Source organism: Leifsonia sp. PARNA 1/14 (assembly GCF_055720965.1).
The window spans coordinates 348572-365683 of record NZ_JBVQSP010000005.1 but is presented as its reverse complement, the minus strand read 5'-3'; the positions used below and the strand labels follow the sequence as shown (position 1 = coordinate 365683).

The window sequence follows — 17112 nt, the reverse complement described above, 5'->3', positions numbered from 1 at the left end:
CGCCGGCCTTGAAGTAGCCCTCGACCTGCGGCGGCGTGCCGTAGGTCGGAACCGGCTGGGCCGCGGTGATGGCGGCGTTCTTGAGGCTTTCCAGCTGGTCGGCGGGAGGCTGAGCCACCGCGATCTGCACGACGTCGCCGCTGGTCTGGTTCTGCCAGGCGCAGGTGACGCCCTTCCAGTCGGCGACCTTCTTCTCGAGGCTGCCGGCCTTGGGCGCGTAGCCCGGGTCGGCCGCGAAGTTGGGGTTGTACGCGTACAGCTGGTCGGCGGTGATGACCTGGTCGCAGGTGAGGGTGACCGGCGTCGGCGGCAGCGTCGGCGTGGGGGAGGGCGTCGCCACCGGTGCGTTCGTCGACGTGCTGCCGCCCGCGGTCGCCGAGGCGGAGGGCGTGGAGTCGGGCTTGGCGGCCGGAGTGCAGCCCACGAGCGTGGCGGCCGCGGCAACGATCGCGAGTGCGGCGAGGGTCCGGGCGGTGTGCTGCTGCATGCTGGGGTGCGTCTTCCGTATCGTCCTGCGGGCGTGTCGAATCGCACCCTATCAAGCGTTGCGGCGGGTTGCCCGCCAGTCCTTAGTAGAATCGTTCCTCATGACCCCCGCTGACCTCTCCGCCTCCCTGCTCGCCATCGTGACGACCGTGGTGGACCGGCGACGCGAGGGCCGCGACGACATCGCGCAGATCGCGATCACGGTCGATGACATCCCCCTCGAGCGGCCGAAGAACCGCGAGCACGGCGACTGGTCGTCGAACGTCGCGATGCGGCTCGCCAAGCGGGTCGGCGCGAACCCGCGGGAGCTCGCGGGCGAGATCGCCGAGGCCGCCGCCGGCATCGATGGGGTCGCCTCCGCCGAGGTCGCCGGCCCCGGCTTCATCAACTTCCGGCTCGACGCGGCGGCCGCCGGGCAGCTGGCCCGGACGATCGTGGAGGCCGGCGACGCCTACGGCCGCTCCGACCTCTACGACGGGCTGCTCGTCAACCTCGAGTTCGTCTCGGCCAACCCCACCGGCCCGATCCACCTGGGTGGCGCGCGCTGGGCCGCCGTCGGCGACAGCCTCGCGCGCATCCTGCAGGCCGCGGGCGCCGACGTGACACGCGAGTACTACTTCAACGACCACGGATCGCAGATCGACCGGTTCGCCCGCAGCCTCCTGGCGGCGTATCTCGGTGAAGCGACCCCGGAGGACGGCTACGGCGGCGACTACATCGCCGAGATCGCGGCCCAGGTCGCGAACCGCGCCGCGGCCGACCCGCAGATCGGCGACCTGGCGGCGCTGCCGCGCGAGCAGCAGCAGGAGGTCTTCCGCAGCCTCGGCACCGGCCTGATGTTCCAGGAGATCAAAGACCGCCTCCATGCGTTCGGCGTGGACTTCGACGTCTACTTCCACGAGGACTCGCTGCACGAGTCCGGCGCCGTGGAGCGGGCCGTCGAACGCCTGCGCGAGCAGGGCCACATCTTCGAAGAAGACGGTGCGATCTGGCTGCGCACCACGACGTTCGGCGACGACCGCGACCGCGTGGTCGTGCGCTCCAACGGCGAGCCCGCCTACATCTCGGGCGACATCGGCTACTACCTCGACAAGCGCGAGCGCGGCTTCGAGCAGAACATCATCATGCTCGGCGCCGACCACCACGGCTACATCGGCCGCCTGATGGCGATGGTGGAGGCCTTCGGCGACGTGCCGAACGAGAACCTCCAGATCCTCATCGGTCAGATGGTCAACCTGGTCAAAGACGGCGCGCCCGTCAAGATGTCGAAGCGCGCGGGCACCATCGTCACGCTCGACGACCTCGTCGACGCCGTCGGCGTGGACGCCGCGCGCTATTCGCTGGTGCGCTCGTCCACCGACTCGCAGCTCGACATCGACCTCGACCTGCTCACCAAGCGCAGCAACGAGAACCCGGTGTACTACGTGCAGTACGCGCACGCGCGCACCCGCTCCGTCGCGGCCAACGCGGCCAGGTCCGGCGTCGACCGCAGCGTGTTCAAGCCCGAGCTGCTCACGCACGAGACCGAGAGCGCGCTCCTCGGGGGCCTGCAGGAGTTCCCGCGCGTGATCGCCCAGGCGGCGGAGCTGCGCGAGCCGCACCGGGTCGCCCGGTACATCGAGGAGGTCGCCGGCCTGTATCACGCCTGGTACGCCGTGCGCGACGGCTCGACCCGCGTGCTCCCGCATGGCGAAGAGCCCGTCACCGACGCCCATCGAACGCGCCTCTGGCTGAACGACGCCACCGGGCAGGTCGTCCGCAACGGCCTCGCGCTGGTAGGGGTGTCCGCTCCGGAGCGGATGTGACGCGATGAGCGACCAGCCCACGGAGGTCCTGCCCGACGAGTCGTCGCCCGCCGGTGGAACCGCTGAGCGCGGTCGTCCGCGATGGTTGAAGCCGGTGCTGTGGACGGTCGGCTCGATCGTCGTCGTCCTCGTGCTGCTCGTCGTCGCCGACGTCGTGACGCGCGCCGTCGCCGAGCAGCGCGCCGCCGCCGAGATCGAGAAGAATCTCCCGAGTTCGGTGAAGGCCGACGTGAAGGTGCACATCGGCGGTTTCTCGGTGCTGGCGCAGTTCGTGGAGGGCAGCTTCGAGAGCGTCGACATCGACGCCCCGAAAGCGATTGTGAACGGTGCGCCGCTGAGCGCCTCCGTCCACGCGACCGGGGTGCCGGCCGACTTCAGCAAGCCGATCCGGTCGGCCACCGGCACCCTGAGCATTTCGCAGACGTCGCTCAACAAGCTGGTGACCATCCCCGGCGCGAAGGGCGACATCACCTTGGGCGCGGGCCACATCGGCTATGACGGCACGATCGACCTGCTCGGCCTCCCCGTCGACTACACGGTCACGGCGACAGCGGAGGCCGCCGGCGACACCGTGCTCCTCACCCCCGGCAAGGCCTCGGTCTCGGCAGGCTCGGGCGATGTCAACATCACCCGACTCCTCCAGGCCCTGACCGCGAACGGGCCGTTCCCGGTGTGCGCGGCCCAGTACCTCCCCGACGGCGTGAAGGTCACCGACATCACCCTCACTCCGGGGCACGCGACGGTCACACTGAACGCCTCGGACTTCGTCATGGACGAGAAGTTCCTGCACAGCAAGGGAAGCTGCTCCTAGGAACCCCGTCGCTGCCTCCCGTAACACGGCGAAGCCGCCCGGGCGCCCTCGGTAGACTGCTTACACTTCTCCACCGGCTTCAGGGGCCAATCCGGGTCCGCTCGCCAGAGAGAACCCCATCGACTGTACTTGTGTCCGTCTGTACTCGTGAGGTTGTCCCCATGGCATCGAATCCCCTCGCGCCGTCGTGGCTGCGCGTGCCCGACGACGCGAATGCGCTCGCCCCCGGTCTCTGGTCGCGCACTGCGCGCCGCGAGGCCGGTGCGATCGAGGTGGGCGGCGTCTCCGTCGCCGCGCTCGCGGAGCGCTTCGGCACCCCGCTGTACGTGGTCGACGAGCAGGAGGCGCGGGAGCGCGCCGTCGAGGTGCGCTCGGCCTTGCAGCGTGCGTTCGCAGAGGTGGGCTCCGCCGCGAAGGTCTATTACGCGGGCAAGGCGTTCCTGTCGATCGAGGTCGCCCGGTGGATGGCCGAGGCCGGCCTCAACATCGACGTCTGCTCAGGAGGCGAGCTCGCGGTCGCGCTCGCCGCCGGCGTCCCCGCCGAGCGGCTGGGCTTCCACGGCAACAACAAGTCACTCGCCGAGATCGACCGTGCGGTCTCGGTCGGCGTCGGCGCGATCATCATCGACAGCGTCCAGGAGATAGACCGGGTGGCGGAGGCGGCCTCCCGGCACGGCGTCGTTCAGCGGGTGCGGCTGCGGGTGAACTCGGGTGTCCACGCTCACACCCACGCCTTCCTGGCGACGGCACACGAAGACCAGAAGTTCGGCATCGCGCTCGACGACGCCGCAGAGGCGGTGGCGCACATCCGCTCGCACGCCGGCCTCGACTTCCTCGGCCTCCACTGCCACATAGGGTCGCAGATCTTCGGCGCCGACGGGTTCGCGGAGTCCGCCGCACGCCTGCTCACCGTGCACAAGCAGCTTCTGACCGGTGGCGATGTGCCCGAGCTCAACCTCGGCGGCGGCTTCGGCATCGCGTACACGAGCGTCGACGACCCCGCACCGATCGACGAGCTCGCCCGCAGTATCGCTCAGACGGTCGCGGCGGCCTGCGAGGAGCTCGAGGTCCCGATTCCGGCTGTGGCCTTCGAGCCCGGCCGCTCGATCATCGGCACCGCAGGCCTCACCCTCTATACGGTCGGCACGACGAAAGACGTGACCGTCTCCGCGCAGGACGACGGCGAGACCGCGGTGCGGCGCTACGTGAGCGTCGACGGCGGCATGAGCGACAACGCCCGGCCCGCGCTCTACGGCGCCGACTACTCGGCACGCATCGCCGGTCGCGAGTCGGCCACGCAGCCCCTCCTGGTGCGGGTCGCCGGCAAGCACTGCGAGAGCGGCGACATCGTTGTCGACGCGGAGTACCTGCCGGGCGACGTGACGCCGGGCGACTTGCTCGCGGTGCCGGCGACCGGCGCCTACTGCTGGTCGCTGGCCAGCAACTACAACTACCTCGGCCGCCCCGCGGTGGTCGCGGTGCGCGACGGCGCGGCCCGCGTCATCGTGCGCGGAGAGACCGAGGCCGACCTGCTGGCGCGCGATGCCGCCTACGACGACGGGAGCACCGAGCGATGATCGAGTACCGCAACCTCCGGGTCGCCCTGCTGGGCGCCGGATCCGTCGGCTCCCAGGTGGCACGGCTGCTGCTGGAGCAGGGCGACGAGTTCGCCTCCCGGGTCGGGGCGCGCCTGGAGCTCGTGGGCATCGCCGTGCGCGACGTCGACGCCCCGCGCGACGTCGACCTCCCGCGCGAACTGTTCACGACCGACGCCAGCTCGCTCATCCTGGGCGCCGATATCGTCGTCGAACTCATGGGCGGCGTCGAGCCGGCCCGCGGCTACGTGCTGGAGGCCCTCAACTCGGGCGCCGACGTCATCACCGCCAACAAGGCGCTGCTGGCCACCCATGGCCCCGAGCTGTTCGAGGCGGCCGAGCAGGTCGGCGCACAGCTTTATTACGAGGCCGCCGTCGCCGGGGCCATCCCGATCATCCGCCCGCTGCGCGACAGCCTCGCCGGCGACACCGTCACGCGGATCCTCGGCATCGTCAACGGGACGACCAACTTCATCCTCGACCGCATGGACACCCACGGCGAGACCCTCGCCGACGCCCTCGCGACGGCGACCGCGCGCGGCTACGCGGAGGCCGACCCGACCGCCGACATCGGCGGCTACGACGCCGCGCAGAAGGCCGCGATCCTGGCGAGCCTCGCGTTCCACACCACCGTGCCGCTCGAGCGCGTCTACCGCGAGGGCATCACCTCGGTCACTCGCGAGCAGGTCGACGCCGCCCGCGAGATGGGAGCCGTCATCAAGCTGCTGGCGATCTGCGAGCGGCTGACCGACCCGGAGACGGGGGAGGAGGGCGTGTCCGCCCGCGTCTACCCGGCACTGATCAGCCGCGAACACCCGCTCGCCGCCGTGCGCGGAGCGCACAACGCAGTCTTCGTGCAGGCGGCCGCCGCCGGTGACCTGATGTTCTACGGCGCCGGAGCGGGCGGGGTCGAGACGGCTTCCGCCGTGCTCGGCGACGTGGTCTCCGCCGCCCGCCGGCACGTGGTCGGCGGCCCGGGTGTCGCGGAGTCGACGCACGCGGGCCTCCCGGTGCTCGACGTCGGGCGTGTGGTCACCCGCTACCAGATCACCCTCTCGGTGGAGGACCAGCCGGGTGTGCTGGCGACGGTCGCCCGCATCCTGAGCGACGGCGGTGTGAGCGTCGAGACGATGCAGCAGTCGGTGCCGAGCACGACCAGCGCGGTCGTCATATCAGGTAATGGACCGATTCACGGCCCGGGCGCCCCCACCGCTACCCTGGTGATCGGCACCCACGAAGCCGAGGAGGCCGCGCTCGCGGCCACCGTGGAGGCGCTCGCGGCCAGCGACGTGGTCACCGCCGTCTCTTCCGTTCTCCGAGTCGAAGGATCTTAATGCCCGAGAAGTCCTACAGCCGTCAGTGGCGTGGCGTCCTGCGCGAGTACGCGGACCGCCTGAACATCTCCGAGGCCACCCCGATCGTGACGCTCGGCGAAGGCGGCACCCCGCTCCTGCCGGCTCCGGCGCTCTCCGCACGCACCGGCGCCAACGTCTTCGTGAAGTTCGAGGGCATGAACCCCACGGGCTCGTTCAAAGACCGCGGCATGACGATGGCGATCTCGAAGGCCGTCGAGCACGGAGCGAAGGCCGTCATCTGCGCCTCCACCGGCAATACTTCGGCCTCCGCCGCGGCATACGCCACCCACGCGGGCATCCAGGCCGTCGTGCTGGTGCCGGAGGGCAAGATCGCGATGGGCAAGCTCAGTCAGGCCATCGCGCACAACGCTCAGCTGCTGCAGGTGCAGGGCAACTTCGACGACTGTCTCGACATCGCCCGCGACCTGGCCACCAACTACCCGGTCCACCTCGTCAACTCGGTCAACCCCGACCGCATCGAGGGCCAGAAGACCGCCGCGTTCGAGGTCGTCGAGGTGCTCGGCGACGCTCCCGACTTCCACATCGTCCCGGTCGGCAACGCGGGCAACTACACCGCCTACCACCGCGGCTACACCGAGGAGCTGCAACGCGGCGAGTCCACGAAGCTCCCGCGGATGTTCGGATTCCAGGCCGCCGGCAGCGCGCCGATCGTGCTCGGCCACGCCGTCAAGGAGCCCGACACCATCGCCACCGCCATCCGCATCGGCAATCCGGCGTCGTGGGAGCTCGCGCTCAACGCGCGCGACGACAGCGAGGGCTACTTCGGCGCGATCGACGACGCGGGCATCCTCGAAGCGCACCGCATCCTGTCGGCCGAGGTCGGCATCTTCGTCGAGCCGGCCAGCGCGATCAGCGTCGCCGGCCTCCTGGAGCGTTCGGCCGCAGGTGTCATCCCCGCCGGCTCCACGGTCGTCCTCACTGTGACCGGCCACGGCCTCAAGGACCCGCAGTGGGCCCTCCGCACCGCAGACGGCTCCGACGTGCAGCCGACCAGCGTGCCGGTCGACACCCAGGCGATCGCGGACGTCCTCGGCCTCGCCGCCAACGCGGGAGCGTCGGCGTGAGCCCACGCACCGTCGATCTGCGCGGCCGCGCGGTCGCGGTGAAGGTCCCGGCGACGAGCGCCAACCTCGGGCCCGGGTTCGACACCCTCGGCCTCTCGCTCGCGCTCTACGACGAGCTGCGCGTCTCTGTGCGCGACGAGCCCGGCGCGACCGTGCAGGTCTCCGGCGTGGGTGCGGGGGAGGTGCCGACCGATGAGAGCAACCTCGTCGTCCGCGCCATCGCCCACACGTTCGAGTCGGTCGGCGTCGCGCTGCCCGGGCTGAACCTCTTCGCGCGCAACAGCATCCCGCACGGCCGAGGCCTGGGCTCCTCCGGCGCGGCGATCGTCTCCGGGATCATGGCGGCGAAGGGGCTTCTGGAGGGCGTCGTCGAGTTCGACGCCCAGGCGCTCCTCGCGCTCGCCAACGACATGGAGGGGCACCCCGACAACGTGGCGCCCGCGCTCTTCGGCGGCCTCACCATCGCCTGGGTCACCCCCGAGGGCCCTCGGTTCAAGAAGCTGATCGTGCACCGCGGGGTCTCGCCCTTGGTGCTCGTGCCCGAGCACGTCATGTCGACGGCGCTCGCGCGCAGCCTCCAGCCGCAGTCCGTGCCCCACGAGGACGCGGTCTTCAACGTGTCGCGCTCCGCGCTGCTGGTCGCGGCTCTCATCCAGAGCCCTGAGCTGCTGCACGCCGCCACCGAGGACAAGCTCCACCAGAGCTACCGTGCCTCGGCCATGCCCGAGACCGATCGACTGATCACCCTCCTGCGCTCCAACGGCTTCGCCGCCGTGGTGTCGGGGGCGGGGCCGTCCATCCTCGTGCTCTGCAGCGATCCGAGCCAGCGACTCGCCGCCGCCGAGCTGGTCGCCCGCGAGGCGCAGACGCCCTGGCAGCCGCTCATGCTCGCGGTCGACTTCAAGGGCGCGACGGTGACCGTCGTCCCCGCGGACGAGGCGGACACACCGGCCGCGTAGCGTCAGAAACGCCCGGTATGAGGTGGTAAACTGTTCGGGCACCCGTGAAGAACCCGCGTCACGAGCGAATCAAGCTTCCGGGTGATCTCTTAGCAATCATGCCGTCACTCCTGCCTGCGCTTTTCGGAAATCCGGAGCATCCGGGTATCCCGAGCGCACCGTAGCGCGGATCCGAACGCAGCGCGGCAAGGCAGGCTCACGTGACGAGTGCTCCACAGCGGCGCGCAGAGTGCGCGCCGGGGGAAAGGAATCCTCTTCAGTGACTGATGTCGAACTCCACGCCGGGGGCGTGGACAACAGCGACCTGACCTCGCTCAAGGTGGCGGAGCTCCAGGCTCTCGCCGCCGAGCTCGGCCTCCAGGGCGCGACCCGGCTCCGCAAGGGCGAGCTGGTCGAGGCGATCGCGACGGCCCGTGCCGCCGCGGCCGGCACCGCGGATGCGGCGCCCGCGCAGAGCGACCTCGAGAACACCGCGGCCGAGAGCGTCGCTCCGGCCGCCGCCGAGCCCGTCGCCGCCGAGCCCGTCGCCGCCGAGCCCGTCGCCGCCGAGCCCGTCGCGGGCGAGCCCGTCGCGATCGGCGCCGACCAGGCCGACCACGCGTCCGCCGCCTCGCAGGTTCTCGTCGAGCCGCTCATCGCCGAGCCGGCCGCGACCGCCGAGCCTCTGGTGGGCGACGCGCTCCTCGCCGAGTCCGAGGTCTCGTCCGCGCCGCGTCGCCGCGGCTCGCGCCGCGCCTCCAGCCCGGACGGCACGACCCTCCCGGCCGCGACCAGCGTCGCTGCCGACACCCACGTGAACACGGGTGAGACCGGCGTCGAGTCCCTCATCCCCGACGTCGACGCGCTGCTCGACTCCGCGCTCGCATCCCGCGAGCAGGCTCAGCGCGACGGCCAGGGCGGCCGTCGTCGCCGTGGCCGCGGTCAGAACGGCCAGGGCCAGAACGGTCAGGGTCAGCAGAACGGTGCTGCGCAGGAGGCCGACGAGCAGTCGACCGAGGCCACCGCCGAAGAGACCGAGGCGACGCAGGGCGAGTCCGCCGAGCAGGGTGGCGAGCAGCAGCAGAGCGGACGCAACCGCCGTAACCGCAACCGCAACAAGGGCAACGGCCAGAACGGCGAGCAGAATCAGCAGGGCGGCCAGAACCAGGGCCAGAACCAGCAGGGGCAGCAGAACCAGCAGGGCCAGCCCAAGGACCTCCTGGGCGACGGCGACAAGCAGGGCGCCCAGCAGAACCGCGGCCCGCAGCAGCAGCAGGCCGAGGGTGACCGTCAGGGCCGCTACCGCGACCGCAACCGCAAGCGCCGCGGCGGCGCTCCCGGCGACGAATTCGAGCCGGAGATCGCCGACGACGACGTGCTGATCCCCGTCGCGGGCATCCTCGACGTGCTGGACAACTACGCGTTCGTCCGCACGACGGGGTACCTCCCCGGTGCCAGCGACGTCTACGTCTCGCTCGGCCAGGTCAAGAAGTACAGTCTCCGCAAGGGCGACGCCGTCGTCGGTGCGATCCGTCAGCCGCGCGAGGGCGACAGCAACAGCCGCCAGAAGTACAACGCGCTGGTGAAGGTCGACTCCATCAACGGCCAGACCGTCGAGGAGGCCGCCACCCGCGTCGAGTTCGGCAAGCTGACGCCGCTCTACCCGCAGGAGCGCCTGCGACTGGAGACCGAGCCCGGCAAGGTCACCCAGCGGATCATCGACCTGGTCGCCCCGATCGGCAAGGGCCAGCGCGGCCTCATCGTCGCGCCGCCCAAGGCCGGCAAGACGATCGTGATGCAGCAGATCGCCAACGCGATCACCACCAACAACCCCGAGGTCCACCTCATGGTCGTGCTGGTGGACGAGCGTCCCGAAGAGGTCACCGACATGCAGCGCACGGTGAAGGGCGAGGTCATCGCCTCCACCTTCGACCGTCCTGCCGAAGACCACACGACCGTCGCCGAGCTCGCGATCGAGCGTGCCAAGCGCCTGGTGGAGCTCGGCCACGACGTCGTCGTGCTGCTCGACTCGATCACCCGCCTCGGCCGCGCCTACAACCTGACGGCTCCGGCATCCGGCCGCATCCTGTCCGGTGGTGTCGACGCGTCGGCGCTCTACCCGCCCAAGCGCTTCTTCGGCGCCGCGCGCAACATCGAGCACGGCGGCTCGCTGACCATCCTCGCCTCGGCACTGGTCGAGACCGGTTCCAAGATGGACGAGGTGATCTTCGAGGAGTTCAAGGGCACCGGCAACATGGAGCTCCGCCTGTCGCGCCAGCTGGCCGACAAGCGCATCTTCCCGGCCGTCGACGTGAATGCCTCCGGCACCCGCCGCGAAGAGATGCTCATGGGCCAGGACGAGGTCAAGATCACCTGGAAGCTGCGTCGTGCCCTCGCAGGCGTCGACCAGCAGCAGGCGCTCGAGATCGTTCTCGGCCGCCTCAAAGAGACCTCGAGCAACGTCGAGTTCCTGATGCAGGTGCAGAAGTCGATGCCGCAGCCGGCCAACGGCCATGGCAACGCGCACTCGCACGGTCACGAGAACGACCACCGCTAGCTGACGTCAGTGCCCGTCCGGCATGCCTGAGGGTGTGCCGGGCGGGCACTTTTCCGTTTCCGCAAGCGCATGGCAGAAAGAAGCAACGAATGTTCGAGTCGGTCACCGGCCTCATCGCCGAGCACGACGACCTCCAGCAGCAGCTCTCCGACCCCGACCTGCACAGCGACCCGGTCCGCTCCAAGAAGGTGAACCGTCGATACGCCGAGCTCTCGCGCATCGTCGCGGTGTACAACCAGTGGCAGCAGCTCTCGGACGACCTGGAGGCCGCGCGCGAGCTGGCCGCGGAGGACGCGGCGTTCGCCGATGAGATCCCCGGCCTCGAGCAGAGCCTCGAGGAGACCGGCGAGAAGCTGCGGCGCCTCCTGATCCCGCGCGACCCCAACGACAGCCGCGACGTGATCATGGAGATCAAGATGGGGGAGGGCGGCGCCGAGTCCGCGCTCTTCGCCGGCGACCTCCTGCGCATGTACCTGCACTACGCGGACTCGAAGCGGTGGAAAGCCGAGATCATCGAGCAGACCTCCAGCGACCTCGGCGGCATCAAGGACGTGCAGGTGGCGTTCAAGGGCACGTCGAGCGACCCGGCGGAGGGCGTCTGGGCGCACCTCAAGTACGAGGGCGGCGTGCACCGCGTGCAGCGTGTGCCGGCGACCGAGTCGCAGGGCCGCATCCACACCTCTGCCGCCGGCGTGCTCGTCTTCCCGGAGGTCGACGAGCCCGAAGAGGTCGACATCAACCCCAACGACCTCAAGATCGACGTCTTCCGGTCGTCGGGACCGGGCGGGCAGTCGGTGAACACGACCGACTCGGCTGTGCGCATCACCCACGTGCCGACCGGGATCGTCGTCTCGATGCAGAACGAGAAGAGCCAGCTGCAGAACCGCGAGGCCGCGATGCGCGTGCTGCGGGCGCGCCTGCTGGCCAAGCAGCAGGAGGAGGCGGACGCAGAGGCCGCCGAGTTCCGCAAGGGCCAGATCCGGACGATGGACCGCTCCGAGCGCATCCGCACGTACAACTTCCCCGAGAACCGCATCGCTGACCACCGCACGGGCTACAAGGCATACAACCTCGACACCGTCATGAACGGCGCCCTCGACCCCGTCATCGAGTCGAACATCCTCGCCGACGAGGAGGCGCGCCTGGCCGACCTCGCCCAGGGCTGACGGGCCTCAGATGTAGAGGGCGGGGTCGAGCCAGTCGTCTCCGGCGATCTGCTCATGGCCCGAGCGCGGGCGCGCACGCGCGGGGACGCCGGTGAGCACGGAGTCCGGCGGTGCGTCGTGCACGACGACGGCGTTGGCGCCGACTACCGTGCGCTCACCGATCTCGATGGCTCCGAGGACCTTTGCGCCCGCTCCGACCGTGACGTGATCGCGGATGGTCGGGTGCCGCTTGCCGTGGCCGCTGCCCCGGCCTCCCAGCGTGACGCCGTGGTAGAGCATCACGTCGTCGCCGATCCACGTGGTCTCGCCGATCACGACGCCCATCCCGTGGTCGATGAAGAAACGTCGTCCGATGCGCGCGCCCGGATGGATCTCGATGCCGGTCAGAAAACGAGTGAACTGCGACAGGATGCGCGCGGGCATCCGGAACCCGGCCCTCCAGAGCCGGTGGGCGACGCGGTACGACCAGACGGCGTGGAGGCCGGAGTAGACGATCGCGACCTCTGCGCCGCCCCGTGCCGCGGGGTCGTGCGTTCGCGCGTTGCGGATGTCCTCGCGCGCACGGAAGAGCGGCACGCCACTCAGTCCAGGAGGTCCGCCCAGAGGGCCGTCGAGATGTACCGCTCCCCGGTGTCGCAGATGACGGCGACGATGGTCTTGCCGGCGTTCTCCGGTCGCTTCGCGAGTTCCAGAGCGGCCCAGACGATCGCCCCGGAGGAGATCCCGGCGAGGATGCCCTCCTCGCTGGCGAGCTTCTTGGCGGTGGCGATGGCGTCGTCGAACGACGCGTCGATGACCTCGTCGTAGACGCTGGTGTCGAGGATCTCCGGCACGAAGTTGGCACCCATGCCCTGGATCTTGTGCGGTCCGGGCTTGCCGCCGTTGAGGATGGGTGAGTCCAGCGGCTCGACCGCGATCACCTTCACCTCGGGCTTGCGCTCTTTGAGCACCTGGCCGACGCCGGTGATGGTGCCGCCGGTCCCGACGCCGCAGACGAAGATGTCCACGCCGCCGTCGGTGTCCGCCCAGATCTCCTCAGCGGTCGTGGCACGGTGGATGGCGGGGTTGGCCTCGTTGGCGAACTGCTGCGCCCAGATGGCGTTGTCGTTCTCCGCGACGATCTTCTTCGCGGTCTCCACCGCGCCGCGCATGCCGTCGGGACCCGGCGTGAGGACGATCTCGGCGCCGAACGCGCGCAGCAGCACGCGGCGCTCCTTCGACATGGTCTCCGGCATCGTGAGGATGACCTTGTAGCCGCGGGCCGCGCCGACCATCGCGAGCGCGATGCCGGTGTTGCCGCTCGTGCCCTCCACGATGGTGCCGCCCGGTCGCAGGGCGCCGGACTTCTCGGCGGCATCGACGATCGCGACACCGATGCGGTCCTTCACGCTCCCGGCGGGGTTGTAGAACTCCAGCTTCCCCAGCACGGTCGCGCCGACATCGGCGGCGATCTTGTTGAGCTTGACGAGCGGCGTGCGTCCGACCACTTCGGTGATGTTCTCGTAGACCTGAGCTGGCATGGTTCACACTCTAATCGGCGCAAGGGCCCCGGTGCCTCCTGTGACGGTAAGCTCGTCGGGCCATGTCCGATGCTTCCCCCGCGTTCACCGTCCGTTCCCTCCGCGACGAGACGGTCGCCGCGCTCGCGCAGGCGGGGGTTCCCGATCCGGAGGTGGACGCCGACCTCCTGATCGGATTCGCGTTGGGCGTCGGGCGGGGCCGTGTGCAGGCGCTGGTCGTGATGGAGTCGCCGGTCGAGGAGGCCGACGCCGAGTGGGTCCGCGCGCTCGCATCCCGCCGGGCCACGCGGGAGCCGCTGCAGCACATCACGGGCACGGCGCCGTTCCGCTCGCTCGAACTGGCGGTCGGCCCCGGCGTGTTCGTCCCGCGCCCCGAGACGGAGCAGGTGGTGCAGTTCGCCATCGACGCGCTCCGCGCCGTGCCCTCCGCTGCTCCGCTCGGCGTCGATCTGGGGACCGGCAGCGGCGCGATCGCTCTGGCGATGGCGACCGAAGTGCCGCACGCGCGCGTCTTCGCAATCGAGAAGTCGCCGGAGGCGCTCCCGTGGACCCGGCGCAACGTGGAGGCGTCCGGCGCGACCAACCTGGCGCTGGTGCAGGGCGACCTCGCGGAGGCGTTCCCCGAACTCGACGGCACGGTCGACGTCGTCATCTCGAACCCGCCGTACGTGCCGGATGCGGCGATTCCGCGCGACCCGGAGGTGCGGCTGTTCGACCCTCCGATCGCGCTCTACGGCGGCGAGGACGGCCTGGACGTCGTCCGCGTGATCTCGTCGGTGGCGCGCCGGCTGCTGCGGCCGGGCGGGCTGCTCGTGCTCGAGCACGGCGAGCTGCAGGGCGCCCAGATCCGCGACCTCCTGACCGCCGACGGCTGGCGCGCCGCCGCGACGCACCCCGACCTCACCACCCGCGACCGGGCGACGACGGCGCTGCGCCCCTGACGATGTCAGCGGCGGTCCCGCTCCCGTTCCTCGCGCTCCTTGTCGCGCGCGATCCGCTCGCGCGCGCGGGCGATCGCCTCGCGCTCGCGCTTGCGTGCCTCCCGCAGCGCCTTCTCCGCTTCGCGGCGCTGCTTGGCGGCCTCACGCACCGCCTTGTCGTGGGGAATCGGCTCGGGCCGCGGCTCGGCAGCGACGATCGGCTCACCGGAGGTCCGTGCCGCGGTGTACCGCTCGATCCCGTCGAGGATGCGCTCGAGGCCGAACGCGAAGTCGTCCTGCTCGTCCTCCCCGTCGGTGTAGCCTCCCGACGCGACCAGTGGCGCGAGGTCGGGGAAGCGTTCCGGCGTGACCAGCTCGGCGAGAGCAGCGGCGAACGCCTCTCCGCTCTGTGGAGGCTGCGCGCCCTTCTCGCGTGACTGTCGCACGTCGCGCTCGACGATACCGGCGGCGCGCGCGTACGACGACAACAGCAGGGCGATGCCCATCTTCTCGGCGTCGGTCAGCGGCAGATCGCGCATCTCGCGCAGCCCCCAGTCGAGCACCGCGAGGTTGTTGGGCATGAGCGGGATGCCCGAGATCGGGATGTCGGGGAACCAGGGATGGGCCTGGATCACCTCGATGCTCGCCATGGACCAGCGGCGCAGTCCGCTGCGCCAATCGGCCCCGCGGTCGTCCTCAGCCGGGATCGGAACGTCGCACACCGCGTCCTGCATGAGCGCGAGTACGTCGTCCTTGCTCGTCACGTAGCGGTAGAGCGACATCGTCGTGAAGCCGAGCTCGGTGGCGATCCGGCTCATCGAGACGGCGCCGAGGCCCTCCTCGTCGGCCACAGCGACGGCTGTGTCGATGATCCGCTCGATGCTGAGCTCGCGCTTGGGGCCGCGCTGGGGGCGCTCCGCGACGCCCCAGCTCAGCGCGACGGCGCGGGGGAGCGCCTCTTCGACTTCGTCCGCCATTCCGCACGCCTTTCCGGTTCGGTGTTGACACCCATCCTAGAACTGTGTATCACTTAAACGAAAGCGTATGCGCCATAAACAGTTTGCTACCTACACAGAACTCGAAAGGAACCGGACCATGACAGCACCAGCGATCGCGGTCGCGGGACTGCGTAAGTCCTTCGGCACGCAGACCGTCCTCGACGGGGTCGACCTGCACGTCGAGCGGGGGAGCGTCTTCGCGCTCCTCGGCCCGAACGGGGCAGGCAAGACGACCGTCATCAACATCCTGAGCACCCTCGTGGCGCCGGACGCGGGCACGGTGACGGTGTGCGGGCACGACGTCGTCCACGATCCGGACGGCGTCAAGGAGTCCATCAGCCTCACCGGGCAGTCCGCAGCGGTGGATGAAGTCCTCACGGCGGAGGAGAACCTGCGCATGATGGCCAGGCTCTCCGGGTTCGACCGGGCAGGGGCCGCCGAGCGCTCGCGGGAGCTGATCGACCGCTTCGACCTGCGCGACGCCGCCCGCAAGCGCGTCAAGACCTACTCCGGCGGGATGCGGCGCCGACTCGACCTCGCGCTCAGCCTGGTCGCGACGCCGCCCGTCATCTTCCTCGACGAGCCGACCACCGGGCTCGACACCCGCAGCAGGCAGGCGCTGTGGGCGATCATCCGCGACCTCGCGGAACGGGGAACCACGATCCTCCTCACCACCCAGTACCTCGAGGAGGCCGACCAGCTCGCCGACCGGATCGCCGTCCTCGATCACGGTCGGGTCGTCGCCGAGGGCACCGCGGTCGAACTGAAGGCGCGCGTGGGCGGAGAGGTCGTGGAGCTGCGCGATGCGTCCGACGGCGTCGTCCGGGAGCTGCCCACCGACGGAACGGTCGACGGGCTCCGCGATGCGATCGACGCTCTGGATGCGCTCGGCGTCCCCGGAGCCTCCATCGCCATCCGCAAGCCGAGCCTCGACGACGCGTTCCTGATCCTCACCGGGAGCCCCGCCGACCCGCAGGGCGACACCCAGACCGACACCCATTCCGAGCTCCAGAAGGAGGCCGTCCGATGAGCACCCTCGCCGTCACCGCCCCGTCCCGGCGCGTCGGGGGCGCCACCGCCGCCGTGGTGTTCATCGGCCGCAGCGTGCGTCACTCGCTGCGCAACGTCGAAGCCCTCACTATGGCCATCGCACTGCCGGTGATGCTGATGCTCCTCTTCACCTTCGTCTTCGGAGGAGCGATCGACTCCGAAGGCGACTACGTCGACTATGTGGTGCCGGGCATCATCCTGCTCTGCGCCGGTTTCGGCGCCTCCAGCACCGCGGTCGACGTCGCGGAGGACATGAGCAACGGCATCGTCGACCGATTCCGGACCATGCCGCTGCGTGCCGGCGGGGTCGTCACCGGCCACGTCGTGGCGAGCCTGCTGCGCAACCTGCTGGCGACCGGGGTCGTAATCGGCGTCGCCCTCGCTGTGGGCTTCCGGCCGACGGCGAACGTGCTGGAGTGGCTTGGCGCGCTCGCGATGGTCGCCCTGTTCATCCTCGCCATCACGTGGCTCTACGCGGCTATCGGCATCGCCGCGGCCAACCCGACGGCGGCGAGCGGCTACGGCTTCGCGCTGCTGTTCCTGCCCTATCTGTCGAGCGCCTTCGTGCCCACCGACACCATGCCGAGCTGGCTGCAGTGGATCGCGGAGAACCAGCCGATCACCCCGATCATCGAGACGATCCGGGCGTTCCTGTTCGGCCGTGATCCAGGGAGCGACCTGTGGTGGGCGCTCGGTTGGTGCGTGGTGATCATCGTCGGCGCGTACGTCTGGGCTGCTTGGCTGTTCCGGCGCAAGGCCGGGCGGCGCTGATCCGCTCCGTGACTCCGCACTGCTGATTCCTCCCCATACGTCGCCGCCGGCGTCT

Annotated in this window: 15 protein-coding genes; 11 read left to right on the top strand and 4 right to left on the bottom strand. The window is 70.3% G+C overall.

What is annotated here, in order from left to right:
- Window positions 1-487 (bottom strand): iron ABC transporter ATP-binding protein (locus AC0HS0_RS15445; protein ID WP_472964951.1); only part of this gene is annotated, 487 nt, incomplete at its 3' end.
- A 100-nt stretch (window positions 488-587) separates the two neighbouring features.
- Between AC0HS0_RS15445 and argS the strand changes: the two genes are divergently transcribed.
- From argS to prfA, 8 genes are all read left to right on the top strand, one after another.
- Window positions 588-2291: an arginine--tRNA ligase gene (argS, locus tag AC0HS0_RS15440; protein ID WP_472964949.1), complete on the top strand. Its 1704-nt coding sequence runs from the start codon at window positions 588-590 to the stop codon at window positions 2289-2291.
- Between the two features lie 4 nt (window positions 2292-2295).
- Window positions 2296-3102 carry an LmeA family phospholipid-binding protein gene (locus tag AC0HS0_RS15435; RefSeq protein ID WP_472964948.1) on the top strand — a complete coding sequence of 269 codons (807 nt, stop codon included), beginning with the start codon at window positions 2296-2298 and terminating at the stop codon, window positions 3100-3102.
- Window positions 3103-3263: 161 nt separating this feature from the next.
- Window positions 3264-4679 (top strand): diaminopimelate decarboxylase, encoded by a 1416-nt coding sequence (gene lysA / locus AC0HS0_RS15430; RefSeq protein ID WP_472964946.1) that lies wholly within the window; start codon window positions 3264-3266, stop codon window positions 4677-4679.
- Window positions 4676-6031 carry a homoserine dehydrogenase gene (locus AC0HS0_RS15425; protein ID WP_472964944.1) on the top strand — a complete coding sequence of 452 codons (1356 nt, stop codon included), beginning with the start codon at window positions 4676-4678 and terminating at the stop codon, window positions 6029-6031. Before lysA ends, AC0HS0_RS15425 begins: the two co-directional genes overlap by 4 nt.
- Entirely contained in the window at window positions 6031-7137 is a 1107-nt protein-coding gene (gene thrC, locus AC0HS0_RS15420) for a threonine synthase (RefSeq protein ID WP_472964943.1), read from the top strand. The genes AC0HS0_RS15425 and thrC overlap by 1 nt, the downstream gene beginning before the upstream one ends.
- Window positions 7134-8096, top strand: coding sequence for a homoserine kinase (gene thrB, locus AC0HS0_RS15415; RefSeq protein ID WP_472964941.1), 963 nt, complete (start codon window positions 7134-7136; stop codon window positions 8094-8096). Before thrC ends, thrB begins: the two co-directional genes overlap by 4 nt.
- A 259-nt stretch (window positions 8097-8355) precedes the next feature.
- Window positions 8356-10632: a transcription termination factor Rho gene (rho, locus tag AC0HS0_RS15410; RefSeq protein ID WP_472964940.1), complete on the top strand. Its 2277-nt coding sequence runs from the start codon at window positions 8356-8358 to the stop codon at window positions 10630-10632.
- An 89-nt stretch (window positions 10633-10721) separates the two neighbouring features.
- Window positions 10722-11798: a peptide chain release factor 1 gene (gene prfA, locus AC0HS0_RS15405; protein ID WP_472964939.1), complete on the top strand. Its 1077-nt coding sequence runs from the start codon at window positions 10722-10724 to the stop codon at window positions 11796-11798.
- Window positions 11799-11804: 6 nt separating this feature from the next.
- Here the strand turns inward: prfA and epsC are convergent, their stop codons facing one another.
- On the bottom strand, window positions 11805-12374 hold the full coding sequence (epsC, locus tag AC0HS0_RS15400) for a serine O-acetyltransferase EpsC (protein ID WP_472964938.1): 570 nt from the start codon (window positions 12372-12374) through the stop codon (window positions 11805-11807).
- Window positions 12375-12379: 5 nt separating this feature from the next.
- Complete coding sequence (cysK, locus tag AC0HS0_RS15395) at window positions 12380-13318, bottom strand: cysteine synthase A (RefSeq protein ID WP_472964936.1); 939 nt, start codon at window positions 13316-13318, stop codon at window positions 12380-12382.
- 62 nt (window positions 13319-13380) lie between these two features.
- Here cysK and prmC point away from each other — a divergent pair, with 62 nt between their 5' ends.
- A complete protein-coding gene (gene prmC, locus AC0HS0_RS15390; RefSeq protein ID WP_472964935.1) occupies window positions 13381-14259 on the top strand; it encodes a peptide chain release factor N(5)-glutamine methyltransferase in 879 nt (292 codons plus the stop codon).
- 5 nt (window positions 14260-14264) lie between these two features.
- Here the strand turns inward: prmC and AC0HS0_RS15385 are convergent, their stop codons facing one another.
- A complete protein-coding gene (locus tag AC0HS0_RS15385) occupies window positions 14265-15215 on the bottom strand; it encodes a TetR/AcrR family transcriptional regulator (RefSeq protein ID WP_472964934.1) in 951 nt (316 codons plus the stop codon).
- 118 nt (window positions 15216-15333) lie between these two features.
- Between AC0HS0_RS15385 and AC0HS0_RS15380 the strand changes: the two genes are divergently transcribed.
- Together AC0HS0_RS15380 and AC0HS0_RS15375 are read left to right on the top strand one after the other, a co-directional pair.
- Window positions 15334-16266 carry an ATP-binding cassette domain-containing protein gene (locus AC0HS0_RS15380; protein WP_472964933.1) on the top strand — a complete coding sequence of 311 codons (933 nt, stop codon included), beginning with the start codon at window positions 15334-15336 and terminating at the stop codon, window positions 16264-16266.
- The gene (locus AC0HS0_RS15375) at window positions 16263-17057 is read left to right on the top strand and encodes an ABC transporter permease (RefSeq protein ID WP_472964931.1); all 795 of its coding nucleotides are present in this window, start codon (window positions 16263-16265) and stop codon (window positions 17055-17057) included. The genes AC0HS0_RS15380 and AC0HS0_RS15375 overlap by 4 nt, the downstream gene beginning before the upstream one ends.
- Window positions 17058-17112: the final 55 nt, after the last annotated feature.

Coding starts and splice junctions, on each gene's coding strand:
- argS (WP_472964949.1), top strand. CDS start 588: ATGACCCCCGCTGACCTCTCCGCCTCCCTGCTCGCCATCGTGACGACC.
- AC0HS0_RS15375 (WP_472964931.1), top strand. CDS start 16,263: ATGAGCACCCTCGCCGTCACCGCCCCGTCCCGGCGCGTCGGGGGCGCC.
- AC0HS0_RS15380 (WP_472964933.1), top strand. CDS start 15,334: ATGACAGCACCAGCGATCGCGGTCGCGGGACTGCGTAAGTCCTTCGGC.
- cysK (WP_472964936.1), bottom strand. CDS start 13,318: ATGCCAGCTCAGGTCTACGAGAACATCACCGAAGTGGTCGGACGCACG.
- AC0HS0_RS15435 (WP_472964948.1), top strand. CDS start 2,296: ATGAGCGACCAGCCCACGGAGGTCCTGCCCGACGAGTCGTCGCCCGCC.
- lysA (WP_472964946.1), top strand. CDS start 3,264: ATGGCATCGAATCCCCTCGCGCCGTCGTGGCTGCGCGTGCCCGACGAC.
- AC0HS0_RS15425 (WP_472964944.1), top strand. CDS start 4,676: ATGATCGAGTACCGCAACCTCCGGGTCGCCCTGCTGGGCGCCGGATCC.
- AC0HS0_RS15385 (WP_472964934.1), bottom strand. CDS start 15,215: ATGGCGGACGAAGTCGAAGAGGCGCTCCCCCGCGCCGTCGCGCTGAGC.
- prmC (WP_472964935.1), top strand. CDS start 13,381: ATGTCCGATGCTTCCCCCGCGTTCACCGTCCGTTCCCTCCGCGACGAG.
- thrC (WP_472964943.1), top strand. CDS start 6,031: ATGCCCGAGAAGTCCTACAGCCGTCAGTGGCGTGGCGTCCTGCGCGAG.
- prfA (WP_472964939.1), top strand. CDS start 10,722: ATGTTCGAGTCGGTCACCGGCCTCATCGCCGAGCACGACGACCTCCAG.